General features: G+C 71.2%; 12 protein-coding genes, 2 tRNA genes and 1 pseudogene. 14 read left to right on the top strand and 1 reads right to left on the bottom strand.

What is annotated here, in order from left to right; translation table 11 throughout:
• Positions 1-31: 31 nt before the first annotated feature.
• From QQM67_RS19025 to QQM67_RS18970, 13 genes and pseudogenes are all read left to right on the top strand, one after another.
• Positions 32-107, top strand: a tRNA-Ala gene (locus tag QQM67_RS19025).
• Positions 108-245: 138 nt separating this feature from the next.
• Positions 246-1,031: an IclR family transcriptional regulator gene (locus QQM67_RS19020; protein ID WP_314175155.1), complete on the top strand. Its 786-nt coding sequence runs from the start codon at positions 246-248 to the stop codon at positions 1,029-1,031.
• Positions 1,032-1,303: 272 nt separating this feature from the next.
• On the top strand, positions 1,304-2,104 hold the full coding sequence (locus QQM67_RS19015; protein ID WP_314175154.1) for an IclR family transcriptional regulator: 801 nt from the start codon (positions 1,304-1,306) through the stop codon (positions 2,102-2,104).
• 255 nt (positions 2,105-2,359) lie between these two features.
• The gene (locus tag QQM67_RS19010; protein ID WP_314175153.1) at positions 2,360-3,577 is read left to right on the top strand and encodes a sarcosine oxidase subunit beta family protein; all 1,218 of its coding nucleotides are present in this window, start codon (positions 2,360-2,362) and stop codon (positions 3,575-3,577) included.
• 67 nt (positions 3,578-3,644) lie between these two features.
• Positions 3,645-6,814: pseudogene (locus QQM67_RS19005) on the top strand (sarcosine oxidase subunit delta family protein).
• Positions 6,807-7,514 carry a sarcosine oxidase subunit gamma gene (locus QQM67_RS19000; RefSeq protein WP_314175152.1) on the top strand — a complete coding sequence of 236 codons (708 nt, stop codon included), beginning with the start codon at positions 6,807-6,809 and terminating at the stop codon, positions 7,512-7,514. Before QQM67_RS19005 ends, QQM67_RS19000 begins: the two are co-directional and overlap by 8 nt.
• Positions 7,515-7,583: 69 nt before the next feature.
• A complete protein-coding gene (locus QQM67_RS18995; RefSeq protein WP_314175151.1) occupies positions 7,584-8,240 on the top strand; it encodes an MBL fold metallo-hydrolase in 657 nt (218 codons plus the stop codon).
• 142 nt (positions 8,241-8,382) lie between these two features.
• Complete coding sequence (locus QQM67_RS18990) at positions 8,383-10,836, top strand: GcvT family protein (protein WP_314175150.1); 2,454 nt, start codon at positions 8,383-8,385, stop codon at positions 10,834-10,836.
• Between the two features lie 93 nt (positions 10,837-10,929).
• Complete coding sequence (locus QQM67_RS18985; protein ID WP_314175149.1) at positions 10,930-12,129, top strand: glycine cleavage T C-terminal barrel domain-containing protein; 1,200 nt, start codon at positions 10,930-10,932, stop codon at positions 12,127-12,129.
• Between the two features lie 20 nt (positions 12,130-12,149).
• Positions 12,150-12,986, top strand: a complete 837-nt coding sequence (locus QQM67_RS18980; RefSeq protein ID WP_314175148.1) for a methylenetetrahydrofolate reductase — start codon at positions 12,150-12,152, stop codon at positions 12,984-12,986.
• Complete coding sequence (locus tag QQM67_RS18975; RefSeq protein ID WP_314175147.1) at positions 12,983-14,680, top strand: formate--tetrahydrofolate ligase; 1,698 nt, start codon at positions 12,983-12,985, stop codon at positions 14,678-14,680. Before QQM67_RS18980 ends, QQM67_RS18975 begins: the two co-directional genes overlap by 4 nt.
• Positions 14,681-15,232: 552 nt before the next feature.
• Positions 15,233-15,427, top strand: a complete 195-nt coding sequence (locus QQM67_RS30690) for a hypothetical protein (RefSeq protein ID WP_399067123.1) — start codon at positions 15,233-15,235, stop codon at positions 15,425-15,427.
• Positions 15,428-15,433: 6 nt separating this feature from the next.
• Entirely contained in the window at positions 15,434-15,667 is a 234-nt protein-coding gene (locus tag QQM67_RS18970; RefSeq protein ID WP_045863337.1) for a hypothetical protein, read from the top strand.
• Here QQM67_RS18970 and QQM67_RS18965 read toward each other — a convergent pair.
• Positions 15,636-17,051 carry a glycosyltransferase 87 family protein gene (locus QQM67_RS18965; RefSeq protein ID WP_399067121.1) on the bottom strand — a complete coding sequence of 472 codons (1,416 nt, stop codon included), beginning with the start codon at positions 17,049-17,051 and terminating at the stop codon, positions 15,636-15,638. The genes QQM67_RS18970 and QQM67_RS18965 overlap by 32 nt on opposite strands.
• 225 nt (positions 17,052-17,276) lie before the next feature.
• On the opposite strand from QQM67_RS18965, the gene QQM67_RS18960 reads away from it, so the two are divergent.
• Positions 17,277-17,349 (top strand) — tRNA-Ala (locus QQM67_RS18960).
• The last annotated feature ends 122 nt before the right edge of the window (positions 17,350-17,471 follow it).

Here is a 17,471-nt window from a genome sequence, read left to right as displayed (position 1 = left end):
GCCTCCGCGCCGGCCGGTACGTGAACTGCCCGGGGCTATAGCTCAGTTGGTAGAGCGCTTGCATGGCATGCAAGAGGTCAGGAGTTCGATTCTCCTTAGCTCCACCAGGTTTGTCATTGCACGTGCACCTTCCCTGGTGAGTGATCCCGATTCGGCGCTGCACGTCGTGCAACGGCTGGCGTCGGGTGACATGAACATGGTTCGCAACCGGGGAAGGGCCCGGTGACCACCTCTATAGTCGCGTTATGAGCAACAGGTCTCGGGAGACGTCCGCAACCTTCACCGTGCAGGCGGTCGACCGCGCCGTCGACGTGCTCGAGTTCCTGGCCCGCAAGCAGAGAGCGGGCGTCACGCAGATCGCCGAGGCCCTGGGCGTGCATAAGTCGACGGCCTTCCGGCTGGTCAACGCGCTGGCCGCGCGGGGCCTGGTGGAGCAGCGGGAGTTGCGCGGAAAGTACTGCCTCGGTTTTGAGCTGATCCGCCTCGGCGGCGCGAAGCGCCTTCAGCCGGACACGATCACGCTGGCGAACCCGATCTGCGAGGCCCTGGCGGAAGAGGTGGGCGAGACCGTCAACATCGCCGTGTCCGACGACGGCATGGCGGTGAACATCGCGCAGGTGCGTGGTCTCGCCGGGGTCATCACGCAGAACTGGATGGGCCGCCGTACGCCACTGCACGCGACCGCGAGCGGCAAGGTGCTGCTCGCGTTCACGCCGTCGCGCGAGCGTGACGACCTGTACGCGGCGGGGCTCGACGAGTTCACGCCCGCAACGGTGACGGATGTGGCGGCGCTGGAAGAGGAGTTGGCCCTGATCGCCTCACAGGGTTACGGCCTGGCTTCGGAGGAGCTGGAGGTGGGGCTGAACGCGGCGGCCGCCCCCGTGCGTGCGGCGGACGGGACCGTGGTCTTCGCCGTGAGCGCCTCGGGACCCTCGTACCGGCTCACCCCAGAGCGGCTGCCGGACGTCGCCAAGTCGGTGATCGACGCAGCGACGGAGATCTCCTGGCTGCTGGGGTTCCTGCCGGAGTGACCATGCCGGCGTGATGGGCCGGAGTGCTCGCCCCGGGCGGTCCGCGCTGGTGCTCCATGACGATTCCTCCGTACGCGGGCGGACACCTGACAGCAGCCGCGGATACGACAAGGGACGTGAACGGGCATGCAGAACACGGGTGTTGACGAGTCGCCACTCGGGAGAGTTGCGTATTGCACAGCCTGACTGGCGATGCGCAACAACCAGACAATGCAGGCGCCGGGGAAGCAGTGTCAAGCAGAAGTTCGAGCCAGCCGATATACCGTTCGGCCATGGCCAACGAGACGCAGAACAACGCCGCCTCCGGAGGCAGGCCCGCGGGCTCGCTCGTGCAGTCGGTGGACCGCGCGGTCACCGTGCTGGAGATCCTCGCCCGGCACGGCGAGGTCGGAGTGACCGAGATCGCCGAGGAGCTGGGCGTGCACAAGTCCACCGCCTTCCGGCTCGTCGGTGCGCTGGAACAGCGCGATCTCGTCGAACAGACCGCGGACCGCGGCAAGTACGAGTTGGCCCACGGCATCGTGCGGCTCGCCGGCGCCGCCAGCGCCCAGCTGGAGATCACACGGGAGAGCCGCGCCGTGTGCCAGCACCTCGCCGAGGAGTCTGGCGAGGGGGTCAACATCGCCGTCCTCGACCGCGACGAGGCCATCAATGTCAGCCAGATCCGCGCGCTCCGCTCCGTGAGCGCCTACAACTGGGTGGGCCAGCGCACCCCGCTCCACGCCACGTCCAGCGGGAAGGTGCTGCTGGCCTACGAACCTCCCGAGCGCGGCGAGGAGTTGCTCGCCGACGGGCTGGAGCGGTTCACGGACCACACGATCTGCGACGTACGCGAGTTGCAGGGCGAGCTCGCAGAGGTGCGCCGGCGGGGCTGGAGCAGCACGTCGGAGGAGCTGGAGATCGGGCTCAACGCCATCGCGTGCCCGATCTACGGCGCGGAGGGCGCCGTCGTCGCCTCGCTGAGCATCTCCGGTCCCTCGTACCGGCTGTCGACGGACGTCTTTCCGCAGCTCGCGGAGATGGTGAGCACTGCGGCGGCCGAGATCAGCGCGCGCATCGAACGCCGCGGTTAGGGCGTGTGGTTCGACGCGAGGGCGCGCGGTGGCGCGACTGCTCCGACGGGCCGTCGAAGTGGCCTGGAAATTCCCTGAAAGGGGTTGACGCACGGCCATGACCCTCCATACTCGTGCCGCGGAACCGTTTCTCATAAAGAAGCGAGTTGTGTAATGCGAAACAGCGTCCCGCTGTTCTCGCTCTGTATCACCCTCCGTCTCTGTCACCATCCGTCTCTGCCTGGACCTGTCCCGCGCTGACAGAAGGGTCCGCCCATGGCATCTGTGGTGCCCGAACACCCCCCAGCACTGTGGCGTAACCCGCGCCCACGGCGTACCTACGACGTGGTGATCGTGGGCGCCGGCGGACACGGTCTGGCCACCGCCTACTACCTGGCCCGGAACCACGGGATCACCGACGTCGCCGTGCTGGAACGCGGCTGGCTCGCGGGCGGCAACATGGCCCGGAACACCGCGATCATCCGCTCCAACTACCTCTGGGAGGAGAGCGCCGCGCTCTACGAGCACGCGCTGAAGCTCTGGGAGGGACTGTCCGAAGAGCTGGACTACGACGTGCTGTTCAGCCAGCGCGGGGTCCTCAACCTCGCCCACACCCTCCAGGACGTACGCGACAGCGTGCGGCGGGTCGAGGCGAACCGGTTGCAGGGCATCGACGCCGAGTGGCTCGATCCCGCGCAGGTCGAGGAGTTCTGCCCGATCGTCAACGTCTCCGAGGAGGCGCGGTACCCGGTGCTGGGCGCCACCCTGCAACGGCGCGCGGGAATCGCCGATCACGACCGGGTCGCCTGGGCGTACGCCCGGGCCGCCGACGCCCTCGGCGTCGACCTGATCCAGAACTGCGAGGTCACCGGCATCACCGTGCGGGACGGACGCGTGACCGGAGTGGAGACGAACCAGGGTGCGATCTCCGCGGGCAGGGTGGCCCTTGCCGCCGCGGGCCACACCTCGGTGCTGGCCGGGATGGCGGGGCTGCGGCTGCCGGTTCAGAGTCACCCGCTCCAGGCACTCGTCTCCGAGCTGTTCGAACCCCTGCATCCGTGCGTGGTCATGTCCAACGCCGTCCACGTGTACGTGAGCCAGGCACACAAGGGTGAGCTGGTCCTCGGCGCCGGGGTGGACCGGTACAACTCGTACGGCCAGCGCGGCGGTTTCCACGTGATCCAGCAACAGATCGCGGCGGCGCTGGAGTTGTTCCCCGCCTTCGCGCGGGCCCGGGTGCTGCGTACCTGGGCCGGTGTCGTGGACGTCTCACCGGACGCCTCGCCCATCGTCGGCCGCACGCCCGTCGACGGGCTGTACCTCAACTGCGGCTGGGGAACCGGCGGTTTCAAGGCCACTCCCGGGGCGGGCTGGGTGTTCGCCCACACCATCGCCGAAGACCGGCCCCACGCGCTGAACGAGCCGTTCTCGCTGGAGCGGTTCACCACCGGCGCGCTGATCGACGAGCACGGCGCGGCGGCCGTCGCCCACTGACGCCGTACACGGCCGACAACCGCAGACAGTCGCAGCCCCGCAAGCGGAACGGAACACAGGAGGCGCCATGCTGCTGATCCCCTGCCCCTGGTGTGGTGACCGAGACGAAGTGGAGTTCCACTACGGCGGTCAGGCACACGTCGTGCACCCGGCGGCTCCCGACGCGCTCAGCGACGAGGCATGGGCCGACTACCTGTTCGTGCGGGACAACCCGAAGGGCTGGTTCGCCGAGCGGTGGCAGCATTCGGCCGGCTGCCGGCGCTGGTTCAACGTCCTCCGGCACACGGTCACCCACGAGGTGGGCGGCAGCTACCTCCCCGGCGAGACGGCACCGGTGATGGCGTCATGAGCGGCCGCCGGCTGCGCTCGGGAGGCCGCATCGACCGCGAACGGCCGCTCTCCTTCACCTTCGACGGCGTCGCGTACGCCGGCTGCCACGGCGACACCCTCGCCTCGGCACTGATCGCCAACGGCGTGCGCACCGTGGCCGAGAGCGCCGTGCACGGCAGGCCGCGCGGCGTGTACGCCGCCGGGGTGGAGGAGCCCAACGCCCTGGTGCGGGTGCACTCGGACGGCTTCGCCTCTCCCGTCGAGCCGATGGCGCAGGCCACGGTGGTCCCGCTGTACGACGGACTGCGCGCCACCTCCCTCCGCGGCGGCAAGGGGCGGCTCGATCCCGGCGACCCTGCCGACCGCGGGGCCCACGACACGATGCACGCCCACTGCGACGTACTCGTCGTCGGCGGCGGCCCGGCCGGACTGGCCGCCGCCCGTACGGCCGCCGCCACCGGTGCGCGGGTCGTACTCCTCGACGAGCAGCCGGAGTGGGGCGGCAGCGTCCTCGGCACCCGCGAACGCATCGCGGACCGGCCCGCCCTGGAGTGGGTCCGGCGCACCGCCGCCGAACTGGAGGGGCGCGCCGAGACCACGCTCCTCAACAGCACCACCGCGCTTGGCCGTTACGACCACGACTACGTGGTGGCCGCGGAACGGCGCGGGGGCGCGGGCGACAGGCTGTGGCACATCCGGGCACGCCGCATGGTGCTGGCCACGGGCGCGCACGAGCGGCCGCTGCTCTTCGCCGGCAACGACCGGCCCGGCGTCATGCTGGCCGGAGCGGCACGCACGTACGCCAACCGCTACGGCACCCTGCCCGGCCGCCGGGCAGTGGTCTGCACGAACAACGACAGCGCGTACGCCGCCGCCGTCGAACTGGCCGAGGCGGGCCTGGAGATCGCCCGGCTCGTGGACGCCCGCGACCGGGTGCCCTCGTACTGGGCCCGGATGTGCGCGGACCGGGACATCCCCGTGTCCGCCGGGCACATGGTGATCGGCAGCAGCGGGAGCCATGAGGACGGCGGGGTCACCGCCGCGCGCGTGGCGCCGCGGCCCGGCGGAGGCCCGGCGGACGCGGCGTCGGCGACCGGCGCGGCCACCGGTGTCGACTGCGATCTGCTGCTGGTCAGCGGGGGCTGGGACCCGGTCGTCCACCTGCACACGCAGCCCGGCGGACGCATGCGCTACGACGAACGGCTGTGCGCGCACGTGCCGTTGGAGCCGGATCCGCGCCGCCGGGTCGCCGGGGCCGCTCGGGGCCTCCAGCGGCTGGGCGAGTGCCTGGCCGACGGCGTCGCGGCCGGAGCGGACGCCGCCGCCGACCTGGGGCTGACCGCCGGTCAGGTGCCGAGGCCCCCGGGCGCCTGGGAGCCCGAACCGGCGCCGCCGCTGTGGCCGTTGCCCGCACACCCGGCGGCGGACCCCGCGGCCCAGTACGTCGACCTCCAGCGGGACTCCACGCTCGCGGACGTCGAGCGCGCGGTCGGCGCGGGCATGCGCTCCGTCGAGCACGTCAAGCGCTACACGACCATCGGCACCGCGCACGACCAGGGCAGGACGTCCGGTGTGACGACCGCGGCGGCGACCGCCGGCGCCCTCGGTGTGCGGGCCGGCGCGCTGGGCCCGACCACGCACCGGCCGCCGTACACGCCCGTGCCGTTCGCCCTGCTGGCGGGGCGTGCGCGGGGGCGGCTGTACGACCCGGTGCGTACGACTCCCATGCACAGCTGGCACGTCGGAGAGGGAGCCGTCTTCGAGAACGTCGGGCAGTGGAAGCGCCCCCGCTACTATCCGCGGCCCGGCGAGGACATGGCGGCGGCGGTGCTGCGGGAGTGCCGGGCCGCACGGGAGGGCGTGGCGGCGATGGACGTCTCCACCCTGGGCAAGATCGAGATTCAGGGCCCGGACGCCGCCGAATTCCTGAACCGCGTCTACACCAACGGATTCGCCAAGCTCCGTGTGGGCTCCTCCCGTTACGGCGTCATGTGCAGGGCCGACGGCATGGTCTTCGACGACGGCGTGTCCCTGCGGCTCGCCGAGGACCGGTTCCTGATGAGCACCACCACCGGCAACGCCGCGGCCGTACTGGACTGGCTGGAGGAGTGGCTGCAAACGGAGTGGCCCGAGCTGCGGGTGTTCTGCACCTCGGTCACCGAGCAGTGGGCGTCGGTCGCGGTGGCCGGCCCGCGGGCTCGCACCGTGCTCTCGCGTCTCGCTCCCGAACTGCCGCTCGCAGGCGCCGACTTCCCCTTCATGGCCTGGCGGGACGCACAGGTGGCGGGCCTGGACGCACGGGTTGCGCGGATCAGCTTCTCCGGCGAGCTGGCCTTCGAGATCAACGTCTCCGGCTGGTACGGCCTGGCCCTGTGGGAGGCCGTCATGGCCGCCGGAGCGGACGAGGGCATCACGCCGTACGGCACCGAGACGATGCACGTACTGCGCGCGGAGAAGGGCTTCGTGATCGTCGGCCAGGACACCGACGGCACCGTGACACCGCAGGACCTGGGGATGGACTGGGTGGTCTCCAAGCGCAAGGAGTTCATCGGCAGGCGGTCCCACGAGCGCGCGGACATGCGACGGCCGGACCGCAAGCACCTGGTCGGGCTGCTGCCGTGGAACGCGCACGAACTGCTCCCCGAAGGCGGCCACATCACGGACGGCGAGGCCGCCCTCGGAGCCCGGGGGCCGGACCGGCAGGCGGTGCCCGTCCCCTCGCTGGGTCACGTCACCTCCAGCTACCGCAGCGCGGCGCTCGGCCGCACGTTCGCGCTCGCCCTGCTCAAGGGGGGCCGGGGCCGGATCGGCAGCACGGTCCACGTGCCCCTCGACGGCCGGACCGTGGCCGCACAGGTCACCGAGCCCGTCTTCTACGACAAGGAAGGGAGCCGCAGGGATGGCTGAATCGACCGCGACGCTGTCCCGGCCGCTGACCGGGGCACCGCCTGTCCGGCGCTCGCCGTTGCAGCACCGGGCGGACGAGTTGGAGCGAGCGGGACGGGCGGACGTCGTCGCGCTCCGGGAGGTCCCGTTCCTCACGCAGTTCAACATCCGGATCCGGTACGCCGCCGGGCAGCCCGTACCGCCCGAGACCGCGCTTCCCCTGCCGTCGCCGCTCGGCCTGCCCCGGACGCCGAACACCGTGCACCGCGCGGGCGGCCGGTCCGCGGTCTGGCTCGGGCCCGACGAATGGCTGGTCGTCGGGCCGCCGGGTACGGCCACCGAGGCCGAGGGCGCGATCGCGACCGCGCTGCGGGAGGTGGCGGCGGCGACCGCCTGCGCGGCGTACACGGACGTCTCGGCGCACAGCACCGCGCTCCGGCTGAGCGGCCGGCGATCGCGGGACGTGCTGCGCAAGGTCTGCTCGATCGACGTCCACCCACGGGTGTTCGGCGGCGGAGCGTGCGCGCAGACGCTCCTGGCACGCGCCGCCCGCGTGCTGCTGGTGGCCGACGGCGAACCGGACACCTTCCTGATCTTCGTACGGGCGTCGTTCGCCGACTACGTCGCCGACTGGCTCCTTGACGCGATGGCCGAGTACGCGGGCGGCCCCGACTCCGGTGCGGACGGCGGCCCTTGGACTCTCACGAACGAGAAGAGGTGACTGATGATGCAGCGAGTCCCAGGGGGGCATCGCTTCCGGCAAGGGCGAGCGTTCGGTGGTGATGCTGCGATGCCGGCAAGTACCGCACGCACCGCACGCACCGCACGTATCGAACGGCTCGTCACCTCCGGCGTGTTCGCCCTGGACGGCGGCGAGTGGCAGGTGGACAACAACGTATGGCTCGTCGGCGACGACCACGAGGTCGTGGTCATCGACCCGGCCCACGACGCCGAAGCCGTCACGGACGCGGTGGCCGGACGGACCGTCCGGGCGATCATCTGCACCCACGGACACAGCGACCACATCGACGCCGCCCCGGCGGTCTCCGCCGCCACCGGCGCCGGGATCCGCCTCCATCCACGCGACCACGTGCTCTGGGAGCTCACTCACCCGGCCTTCCCACCGGGACGTCACCTGTCGGACGGCGACGAACTCACCGTCGCCGGAGTCGATCTCAAGGTGATCCACACGCCCGGGCACACACCCGGTGCCGTCTGCCTCTACACCGCCGCGCTGGGCACCGTCTTCACCGGAGACACGCTCTTCAACGGCGGTCCGGGCGCGACCGGCCGCTCGTACAGCGACTTCGACACCCTGATCACTTCCATCCGCGACCGTCTGCTGACCCTGCCGAGCCGTACGGCGGTGCTTCCCGGCCACGGCGACAACACCATCATCGAGGCCGAGGCGAAGGCGGTCGACGAACTGCTCACACAGGGCCGCTGACCGGGGCGGGCCGACCCGCTCCGGTCCCGGCTCCCGGCGACCGCGGGGCCGGATCCGAACGCGGCCACCCAGGCACACGCATGTCCCGCAGTCGTTGCGTATTACGAACTCCACATCTCTTAGCGAAACAAGGAGGTCGACCATGGCGGCACAACCCCGCATCGTGATCATCGGAGCCGGCATCGTCGGCTGCGGGCTCGCCGATGAGATCACCGAACGCGGTCTCACCGACGTCACCGTGCTCGACCAGGGCCCGCTGTACGCCACCGGCGGGTCCAGCTCGCACGCCCCCGGCCTCGTCTTCCAGACCAACCCCTCGAAGGCGATGACCGAGTTCGCCCAGTACACCGTGCGCAAGTTCGCCCGGCTGTCGCTCGACGGCGCCTGGTGCTTCCGGCAGTCGGGGTCGCTCGAAGTGGCCGGCTCCCCGGCACGCTGGGCCGACCTCAAGCGCAAGCACGGCTGGGCGACTTCGTGGGGCACCCGGGCGGAGCTCCTCGCTCCCGAGGAGTGCGCGAAGCTGCACCCGCTGCTGGATCCGGACCATGTGTACGGGGGCCTGCACGTCCCAAGTGACGGGCTCGCCAAGGCGGTTCGCGCGGGCGAGGCGCAGGCACGGCGTGCGGGCGCCCGGGGCGCACGCTTCCTCGCACACCAGGAAGTGACGGGCATCGAGCAGGAGCACGGCCGGGTGACCGCGGTCCGCACCGCCGATTCCCGGTTCCCGGCCGACATCGTGGTCTCCGCCGCCGGCTTCTGGGGGCCGAAGATCGGCCGGATGGTGGGCCTGACGGTGCCGCTGACACCGCTGGCGCACCAGTACGCCAAGACCGGCCCGCTCGAATCGCTCGCCGGGGTCAACGGCGACCAGGACGAGGCGGGCATGCCGATCCTGCGCCACCAGGACCACGACCTGTACTTCCGCGAGCACGGGGACCGTATCGGCATCGGCTACTACGGGCACCGGCCGATGCCGGTCGCCGTGGACGACGTACTCGCCCCGGACGAGGCGCCGCAGATGCCGTCGATGCTGCCCTTCACCCCGGACGACTTCGCGCCCGCCTGGGAGGAGAGCGTCCGGCTGCTGCCCCAACTGGCAGGCACCAGCGTGCAGGAGGGCATGAACGGGCTGTTCTCCTTCACGCCCGACGGCATGCCGCTGCTCGGCGAACACCCGGAACTGAGCGGCTTCTGGCTCGCCGAGGCGGTCTGGGTGACCCACTCCGCGGGCGTCGCGCACGCCGTCGCGGAGTGGCTGGCCGACGGCAGGCCCTCCACCGACGTGCACGAGTGCGATCTGAACCGCTTCGAGGAGACACAGCTGACGCCCGACTACATCCGCGAGCGCGGCTGCCAGAACTTCGTCGAGGTCTACGACATCATCCACCCGCTCCAGCCGATGGAGCGCCCGCGCCCGCTGCGCCTCAGCCCGTTCCACACCCGGCAACGCGAACTCGGCGCGTACTTCCTGGAGGCGGCGGGCTGGGAGCGACCGCACTGGTACGAGGCGAACGCGGCCCTGCTCGACGGCGTCCAGGTCCCGGAACGCGACGAGTGGTCGGCCCGGTACTGGTCGCCGATCGCCGCCGCCGAGTCCAAGGCGACGCGTGAGCGCGTGGCGCTCTACGACATGACCCCGCTCAGGCGGATCGAGGTCACCGGCCCCGGCGCCGCCGCCTTCCTCCAGTACCTGACCACCAACAACGTCGCGAAGAAGCCGGGAGCCGTCACGTACACGCTGCTGCTCGATCCGTCCGGCGGCATCCGCAGCGATCTGACGGTGGCACGGCTGTCCCGGGACCGCTTCCAGGTCGGCGCGAACAGCAACCTGGACCTGGACTGGTTCCGCCGCCACCTGCCGGGGGACGGGAGTGTCCAGCTCCGCGACATCACGCCAGGCACCTGCTGCGTCGGCGTGTGGGGGCCGCTCGCGCGCGAACTGGTACAGCCGCTGACCCGCGACGACTTCGGCCACAAGGCCTTCGGCTACTTCCGCAACCGGCTCACCTCGATCGGGAACGTGCCCGTCGTCGCGATGCGGCTCTCGTACGTCGGCGAGCTGGGCTGGGAGCTGTACACGACGGCCGACACGGGACTGAAGCTGTGGGACGCCCTGTGGGAGGCGGGCCAGCAGCACGGCGTGATCGCGGGCGGGCGGAGCGCCTTCAACAGCCTGCGGCTGGAGAAGGGCTACCGCTCGTGGGGCACCGACATGACCGACGAGCACGACCCGTACGAGGCGGGTCTCGGCTTCGCCGTGCGCATGGACAAGGAAGGCGGCTTCATCGGGCGCGAGGCGCTGGAGGGCCGCAGCGAGGAGACAGCCCGCCGCCGCCTGACGTGCCTCACCGTCGACGACCCCGCGCAGACCGTGCTCGGCAAGGAGCCGGTGCATGTGGACGGCGCCCCCGCCGGCTACGTCACCAGCGCGTCCTTCGGCTACACGGTCGGCACGACGGTGGCCTACGCCTGGCTGCCCGCCGCCGCGGCCGTGCCCGGAAGGGGGGTGATCATCGAGTACTTCGGCGAGAAGGTGCCCGCCACCGTGGCGGCTGAGCCGCTCTTCGACGCCGCGATGGACCGCATCCGCCGCTGAGCGCCGGCCCATCGCCACCAGCACACCAGCACACCAGCACACCACTGATCTCACTGATCCAGTGATCCACTGATCCGCGAAGGAGCATCTGTCATGACCGTGAATCCGAACCCCGGAATCCTCCAGTACACCCGCCTGCGCAAGTCGCCCTTCTTCCACGCCTCCCGGCAGCACGGGGTGGGGCTCTACAGCGTCTACAACCACACCTACCACCCACGGCACTACGGAGACCCGGTCGGCGAGTACTGGGCGCTGCTGGAGGGGGTGACGCTCTGGGACGTCGGGGTGGAGCGGCAGGTGGAGATCACCGGCCCGGACGCCTTCGAGTTCACCAACATGCTCGTCCCGCGCGACCTGAACAAGTGCCGCGTCGGCCAGTGCAAGTACGTGTTCGTGACCAACGAGGACGGCGGGATCATCAACGACCCGGTGCTCCTGCGGCTGGGCGAGAACCACTTCTGGCTGTCGCTGGCCGACAGCGACGTGCTGCTGTGGGCCAAGGGCCTGGCGCACGGGCTGGGGATGGACGTGCAGATCCGCGAGCCCGACGTGGGCCCGGTGCAGGTCCAGGGACCCAAGTCCCAGGAGGTGATGGTCGATCTGTTCGGCGAGTCCATCAGGGACGTGCCCTACTACTACGCGGTCGACCGCGAGCTGAACGGGATGCAGGTGGTGGTCTCCCGCACCGGGTACACCGCCGAACTGGGCTACGAGATCTACCTGCACGACGCCTCCCGTGACGGCGTCAAGCTGTGGGAGACGATCTGGGAGGCCGGCCGGCCGCACGGGATGCGGGTGATCGGCCCGTGCCACATCCGGCGCATCGAGGCCGGAATCCTCTCCTGGGGCTGCGACATCACGTACGAGACCAATCCGTTCGAGGTCGGCTACGGCTTCGAGAAGACGTGGATGGTCGACCTGGACCAGGAGGCCGACTTCCTGGGCAAGGAGGCGCTGACCCGGATCAAGTCCGAGGGCGTCACGCGCAAGCTGGTCGGGGTGCACATGGACGGCCCCTCGGTGGGCTCGTTCAACGACGGCCGGATGATCGAGCCGTTCGCCGTGCACGACCCCCACGGGCTGCGCATCGGCGAGGTCACCTCCGCCTGCCACTCGCCGCGCCTGGACCGCAACATCGGCTTCGCGATGGTGCCGGTGGCCTACCAGGAGCTGGGCACCGAGCTGGTGGTGCACACCCAGCACGGCCCGCAGCAGGCCGAAGTGGTCGAGAAGCCCTTCCTCGACCCGCAGAAGGCCATCCCCAAGACCGCCCAGCGCACCGCGACGGCCTAGCTGCGAAGGGGGGCTGGAGCATGGACACCGCTACCCGACGGCTGCACGAGATGCTGTGCGGCGCCCGGTTCGAGGTGCTGCCGGTGCGCGGCGCCGTGGAGCAGTGCGAGCAGCTGCCGCCCGGCACCGCCGTCACCGTCACCTCGTCGGCGGCCAAGGGGCAGGACGCGACGATGCGCACGGCGGAAGAGCTCGCCGGGCTCGGGATGCGCGTCGTGCCGCACCTGGCCGCGCGGTCCGTCGCGAGCCGGGCGCACCTGGCCGAACTGCTCGACCGCGGCGCGGCGATCGGTTCCGACGTATTCGTGGTCGCGGGCGATTCCCCGGAACCCGTCGGGGAGTTCCCCGACGCGCTCGGTGTGCTGCGCGCGATGGAGGAGCTCGGCCGCCGGCCGTGGCGGGTGGGCATCACCGGCTACCCGGAGCGGCACGCGTTCCTGTCCGACGAGGCCACCGTGCGTGCCATGACCGACAAGGCCCGGCACGCCGACTACGTGGTCTCGCAGATCTGTTACGACCCGCAGCGCATCGCGAACTGGCTCGGCGAGGTCCGGGCCCGTGGGGTCGATCTGCCCGTCCACATCGGCCTCCCGGGGGCGGTGGACGCGGCACGGCTGCTGCGGGTGTCGATGAAGATCGGCCTCGGCGGATCGCTGCGCTTCCTGCGCAAGCAGCACGGCATGGTCGGCAAGCTGCTGGCGCCGTACACCCCGGACGCGCTGATCGACGGGCTGCGCCCGGAGTTCGGGCAGCCCGGAGGCGTCGCCGGCTGGCACCTGTTCACCTTCAACGAGGTCATCCGCACAGCGCAGTGGCGCGACGCGGCGATCGCCCGGCTCCAGGAGGTTCCCGCATGAGCATCCCGTCCGATCTGGACATCTCCCGGGCCACGCAGCTGAAGCCGATCGACGAGATCGGCGCCCGACTCGGGCTCGGCAGCCACCTGCTGGAGCCGTACGGCGGACACGTCGCCAAAGTCTCCACGGCCGCTGTCGACGAGCTCGCCGCCCGGCCTCCGGCGAAGTACGTGCTGGTCTCGGCCGTCACGCCCACCCCGCTGGGGGAGGGCAAGACGACCACGACGGTCGGGCTCGGGCAGGCGCTGCAATACCTCGGGCACCGCTCGGCGGTGACCGTCCGGCAGCCGTCGATGGGGCCGACGTTCGGCATCAAGGGCGGCGCGGCCGGCGGTGGTTACAGCCAGGTGGTGCCGATGGAGTCGCTGAACCTGCACCTGACCGGGGACATGCACGCGGTGACCTCGGCGCACAACCTGCTCGCGGCGATGGTGGACAACCACCTGCACAAGGGCAACGAACTGGACATCGACCCGCAGCGGATCACCTGGCGGCGGGTGCTGGACGTCAACGACCGGGACCTGCGCTCGATCGTGACCGGGCTCGGCGGCCCGGCCGACGGCAGCCCGCGGCAGACCGGCTTCGACATCACCGCGGCGAGCGAGGTGATGGCGGTGCTCGCGCTGGCGAACTCGCTGCACGACATGCGGGAGCGGATGGGCCGCATCGTGGTCGGCTACTCCCGCTCCGGCGCGCCGGTCACCGCCGAACAGCTGCGGGCGGCCGGGGCGATGACGGTGCTGATGCGGGAGGCGATCAAGCCGAACCTGATGCAGACCACGGAGAACACTCCGGTGTTCGTGCACGCGGGCCCGTTCGGCAACATCGCGCACGGCAACTCCTCGGTGATCGCCGACCGGATCGCGGCACGCTGCGCCGACTACGTGGTCACCGAGGCCGGGTTCGGCGCGGACATGGGCGCCGAGCGGTTCTTCAACATCAAGTGCCGTACGTCCGGGCTGCGTCCGGACGCCGCGGTGCTGGTGGCGACGGTGCGCGCGCTGAAGGCGCACTCCGGCAACCACCGCATCGTGGCCGGCAAGCCGCTGCCGCCGGAGCTGCTGGCGGAGAACCCGGACGATGTGCTGGCCGGGGCCGCGAACCTGACCAAGCAGATCGAGAACATCCGGATACACGGCGTCTCGCCGGTGGTGGCGGTCAACGCGTTCCCCGGCGACTACCCCTCCGAACACGCCGCGATCCGGGAGATCGCCGAGGCCGCCGGTGCCCGCGTGGCGGTCAGCGACCACTACCTCGGCGGCGGCAAGGGCGCCAAGGACCTCGCGGAGGCCGTGGTCGAGGCCTCCGAGGAACCCAGCCGGTTCGAGCCGCTCTACCCGGATTCGGCCACCTTGGAGGAGAAGATCGAGACGGTCGCCCGCCGCGTCTACGGCGCCGACGGGGTCTCGTACTCCGCCGCGGCGGCGAAGGCGCTGAAGGGCTACACGGCGAACGGCTTCGGCTCGCTGCCGGTGTGCATCGCCAAGACGCACCTCTCGCTGAGCTCCGATCCGGCGCTCAAGGGGGCGCCGACCGGCTGGACGCTGCCGGTGCGGGAGGTCCGCGCCTCGGTCGGGGCAGGGTTCGTCTACCCGGTCTGCGGGGAGATGCGGACGATGCCGGGCCTCGGGTCGCACGCGGCGGCCGAGCACATCGACATCGACGAGAACGGGCAGGTGGTCGGGCTGAGTTGACGCTCCGGGACTCGGCCGTCCGGGACTTCCCGTACGAGGTGGCCGCGCCGGCGCCCACCGCCACCGGCGGCGTGGCCGGCGCGGCCACTCTCGCGTTCGACGGTGCGAAGGCGGCGTCGCGCGGCGACCGTGGGTCTCCGGCGGAGCTTGGCCTGCGGCCCTTCGTCCTGCTGCGACGCGGAGCCGTGCCGCACCAACCGGGCGGCCGGTACGGGCCCGTTCGCGGGCCGCGCCGGGTGCGGGACCGGGGCGCTCGGCCCGGGACATCGGTCGCCGGGCGCCAACTGGCGTCCCTGCGCCGGATAGTGGCCCGCCCCGGGGCCGGCCCGCCGCCGCGTGCGCGGCCGGCACACCACATGTCCGGAACCGGAACGCGTCCGCGCCCGTCGATTCTGCGAGGCTTCGCCTCGCGAACGCCTCGCGAACCCCGGACGGACACATCGCGACGCGGTCCGCGCCCCTATCGCCGACCAGGCCTCCTGTGCAATGGGAGAACGTGGCAGAATCGTGACGGCCGGAAGGGGGGTACGGCCGAGGGGAGGGACGTGTGCGATGTCGGCAGTGGTCCTCACCGAGGGCGGTCGGCAGTCGGCCGGTCCGCGCACATGTCCAGCCACGGGGCCCGCAGCGGTGTCGTCAGGGACGTTGCTGTGTCCGGCATGCGGTTCATCGAACGTTGCCCAGATGCTCGGCGACAATGGAGGAGTTTCCTACGTGTGCACGACCTGCGGCCACAGCTGGGGCTGATGACTGATGGGTGCACACAGCCGGAAGTGCGACTGGTGCGGCAGCGGAACGCCCATCGTCCGCGACATGGAGCCCGTCAACCCGGAGTTCCAGTACTGGTGTGAGGACTGCGCGCGGGCGTTGATCATAAAGGGCGACCCGATCGAGACGTACCGCGAACTGGACGGCGAGCCCATCTACGGGCGTCTGCTCGACGAGCACTGCACCCTCAAGCGGTTCTACTCCTTCGCGACGGCCTGACCCGCGCCCGTAGCGACAGCGCGGCGGCCACCGCGAGAAAGCACAGTCCGGCCGCGGGGTAGAGCGCCGAGAGCACCATCTGGCCGCCGGTCTGGTGGAGTTCGGGCTTGACCGGGCCGGTCGCGCCGTGCGGGACCCACCACACCGCGTACGAGCAGAACAGCAGCATCGCCGCCCCCGCCGACACTCGCCACCGCAGGGCGCGTCGACGCTCCAGCGCCTCCGCGCCGAGCAGCATCACCAGCGGCACGCACCACACCCAGTGATGCGACCACGAGACGGGGCTCACCAGCAGCGCCGTGACGGCGCACGCCATGGCCGCGCACGCCGGCGCGTACGGCAGCCGCTTGCGGTCCGCGAGAGCCGCCGCCACGGCGACCGCCAGGCCGAACAGGGCCACCACGGCGGCCAGTACGAGCCACGGCCACCCCGGGTCGCCCACGTGCGCCAGCCGGGCCACGACGCCACGCAGCGACTGGTTGTCGGTGATCTCCGCGTGCCCGACGCGCTCCGACTGGAAGAGCGCGCCGAACCAGAAGCGCCGCGAGTCGGACGGCAGTGTCAGCGCGCCCAGCAGCACCGTCCCCGCGAACGCCCCGGCAGCGACGGCGGCTTGGCGCAGCTCACCGTTCGGGGTGCTCGGGGTGCTCGGGGTGCTCGGGGTGCCTGGTGCCGCGGCGCCGCTTCCCGCGCCACGCAGCCGCCGTACGGCCCGTACGGTGCCGCACAGCGCGAGGAAGACCGCGAACAGCGCCGGTGTCAGCTTGATGCCCGCGGCGACGCCGATGCCCACACCCGCGAAGCGGTGACCGGGACGGCGAGAGAGGTCCCACAGCACAAGTGCGGTCAGCAGCAGGTTGATCTGCCCGTAGCGCAGCGTCGTCCACAGCGGTTCGCACCACACGGCGACGGACGAGATCAGCAGCGTGGCAGCGGGCTGCGGCAGTCGTGGGAGGAAGGAGAGGTCGGAGGACGGGGACGAGGACGAGCGAGACGGGCGCCCGATCAACTGAAGGGAGAGATGGACGACCGCCACGAGCAGAACGAGGTTCCCCGCGGTCGCCAACGTCCGCATGTCCGCGACGTCCAGCAGCGTCAACGGCATGAACAGCAGTGCCGCGAAAGGCGGATAGGTCGTCGGGAGGTCGGCGTAGGTGGCGCGCATCGCGTACAGATCGCCACCGTTGCGTACGGTCCAGCCCTCCGCCCGGTAGACCATGAGGTCGATCATGGAGACGTCCGTCACGCGCTGCGCCGTCCAGAACGCGGCGAAGGAGAACAGGCAGACGCCCGAGGCGATCAGCACCGGGCGCGCCAGGAGCCGGGCCATGAGCGGGCTTCGGGCGCGGGCCCGGCTCTGTGCGTACTGCTGGAGGGCGCTCACGGCGGTGCGGACTCCGGAGTCGTGATCGTGGGGGAGATGGTCGGACGGTCGGATCTGGGGCGGACGGGATACGGGATACGGACGGGCCGTCGACAGTACCTGCCGGTGCCGCGGGCCGGGCCGGGCTCCCGCCAAGGGGCGGGAAACCGATTTGGCGGAAGACGGCAGCGGCCGTGTAAGGTTGGCGACGCCGCCGCGGAGCACACCTCCCGGCGGACCAGAGTTGGGGCTATAGCTCAGTTGGTAGAGCGCTTGCATGGCATGCAAGAGGTCAGGAGTTCGATTCTCCTTAGCTCCACGAGTTCGAGGGTGATCTGTGTCCGCGGAAAGCGCGGACCGGGTCGCCCTCGTTGTTTTTGCGCGGCTGGCGCCGCGCGGGGCGGGGGCTCCGCCACCCGCACCCCCGGCGGGGGGCTTCGC

Origin of the sequence: Streptomyces winkii (assembly GCF_032248595.1) — a bacterium.
Classification (GTDB): domain Bacteria; phylum Actinomycetota; class Actinomycetes; order Streptomycetales; family Streptomycetaceae; genus Streptomyces; species Streptomyces winkii.
The sequence above is the reverse complement of the archived record's forward strand: the minus strand, read 5'-3'. Positions and strand labels throughout refer to the sequence as shown.

Excerpts from the sequence above, each read along its gene's own strand:
- QQM67_RS19020 (WP_314175155.1), top strand. The coding sequence starts at position 246 with ATGAGCAACAGGTCTCGGGAGACGTCCGCAACCTTCACCGTGCAGGCG.
- QQM67_RS19015 (WP_314175154.1), top strand. The coding sequence starts at position 1,304 with ATGGCCAACGAGACGCAGAACAACGCCGCCTCCGGAGGCAGGCCCGCG.
- QQM67_RS19010 (WP_314175153.1), top strand. The coding sequence starts at position 2,360 with ATGGCATCTGTGGTGCCCGAACACCCCCCAGCACTGTGGCGTAACCCG.
- QQM67_RS19000 (WP_314175152.1), top strand. The coding sequence starts at position 6,807 with ATGGCTGAATCGACCGCGACGCTGTCCCGGCCGCTGACCGGGGCACCG.
- QQM67_RS18995 (WP_314175151.1), top strand. The coding sequence starts at position 7,584 with ATGCCGGCAAGTACCGCACGCACCGCACGCACCGCACGTATCGAACGG.
- QQM67_RS18990 (WP_314175150.1), top strand. The coding sequence starts at position 8,383 with ATGGCGGCACAACCCCGCATCGTGATCATCGGAGCCGGCATCGTCGGC.
- QQM67_RS18985 (WP_314175149.1), top strand. The coding sequence starts at position 10,930 with ATGACCGTGAATCCGAACCCCGGAATCCTCCAGTACACCCGCCTGCGC.
- QQM67_RS18980 (WP_314175148.1), top strand. The coding sequence starts at position 12,150 with ATGGACACCGCTACCCGACGGCTGCACGAGATGCTGTGCGGCGCCCGG.
- QQM67_RS18975 (WP_314175147.1), top strand. The coding sequence starts at position 12,983 with ATGAGCATCCCGTCCGATCTGGACATCTCCCGGGCCACGCAGCTGAAG.
- QQM67_RS30690 (WP_399067123.1), top strand. The coding sequence starts at position 15,233 with ATGTCGGCAGTGGTCCTCACCGAGGGCGGTCGGCAGTCGGCCGGTCCG.
- QQM67_RS18970 (WP_045863337.1), top strand. The coding sequence starts at position 15,434 with ATGGGTGCACACAGCCGGAAGTGCGACTGGTGCGGCAGCGGAACGCCC.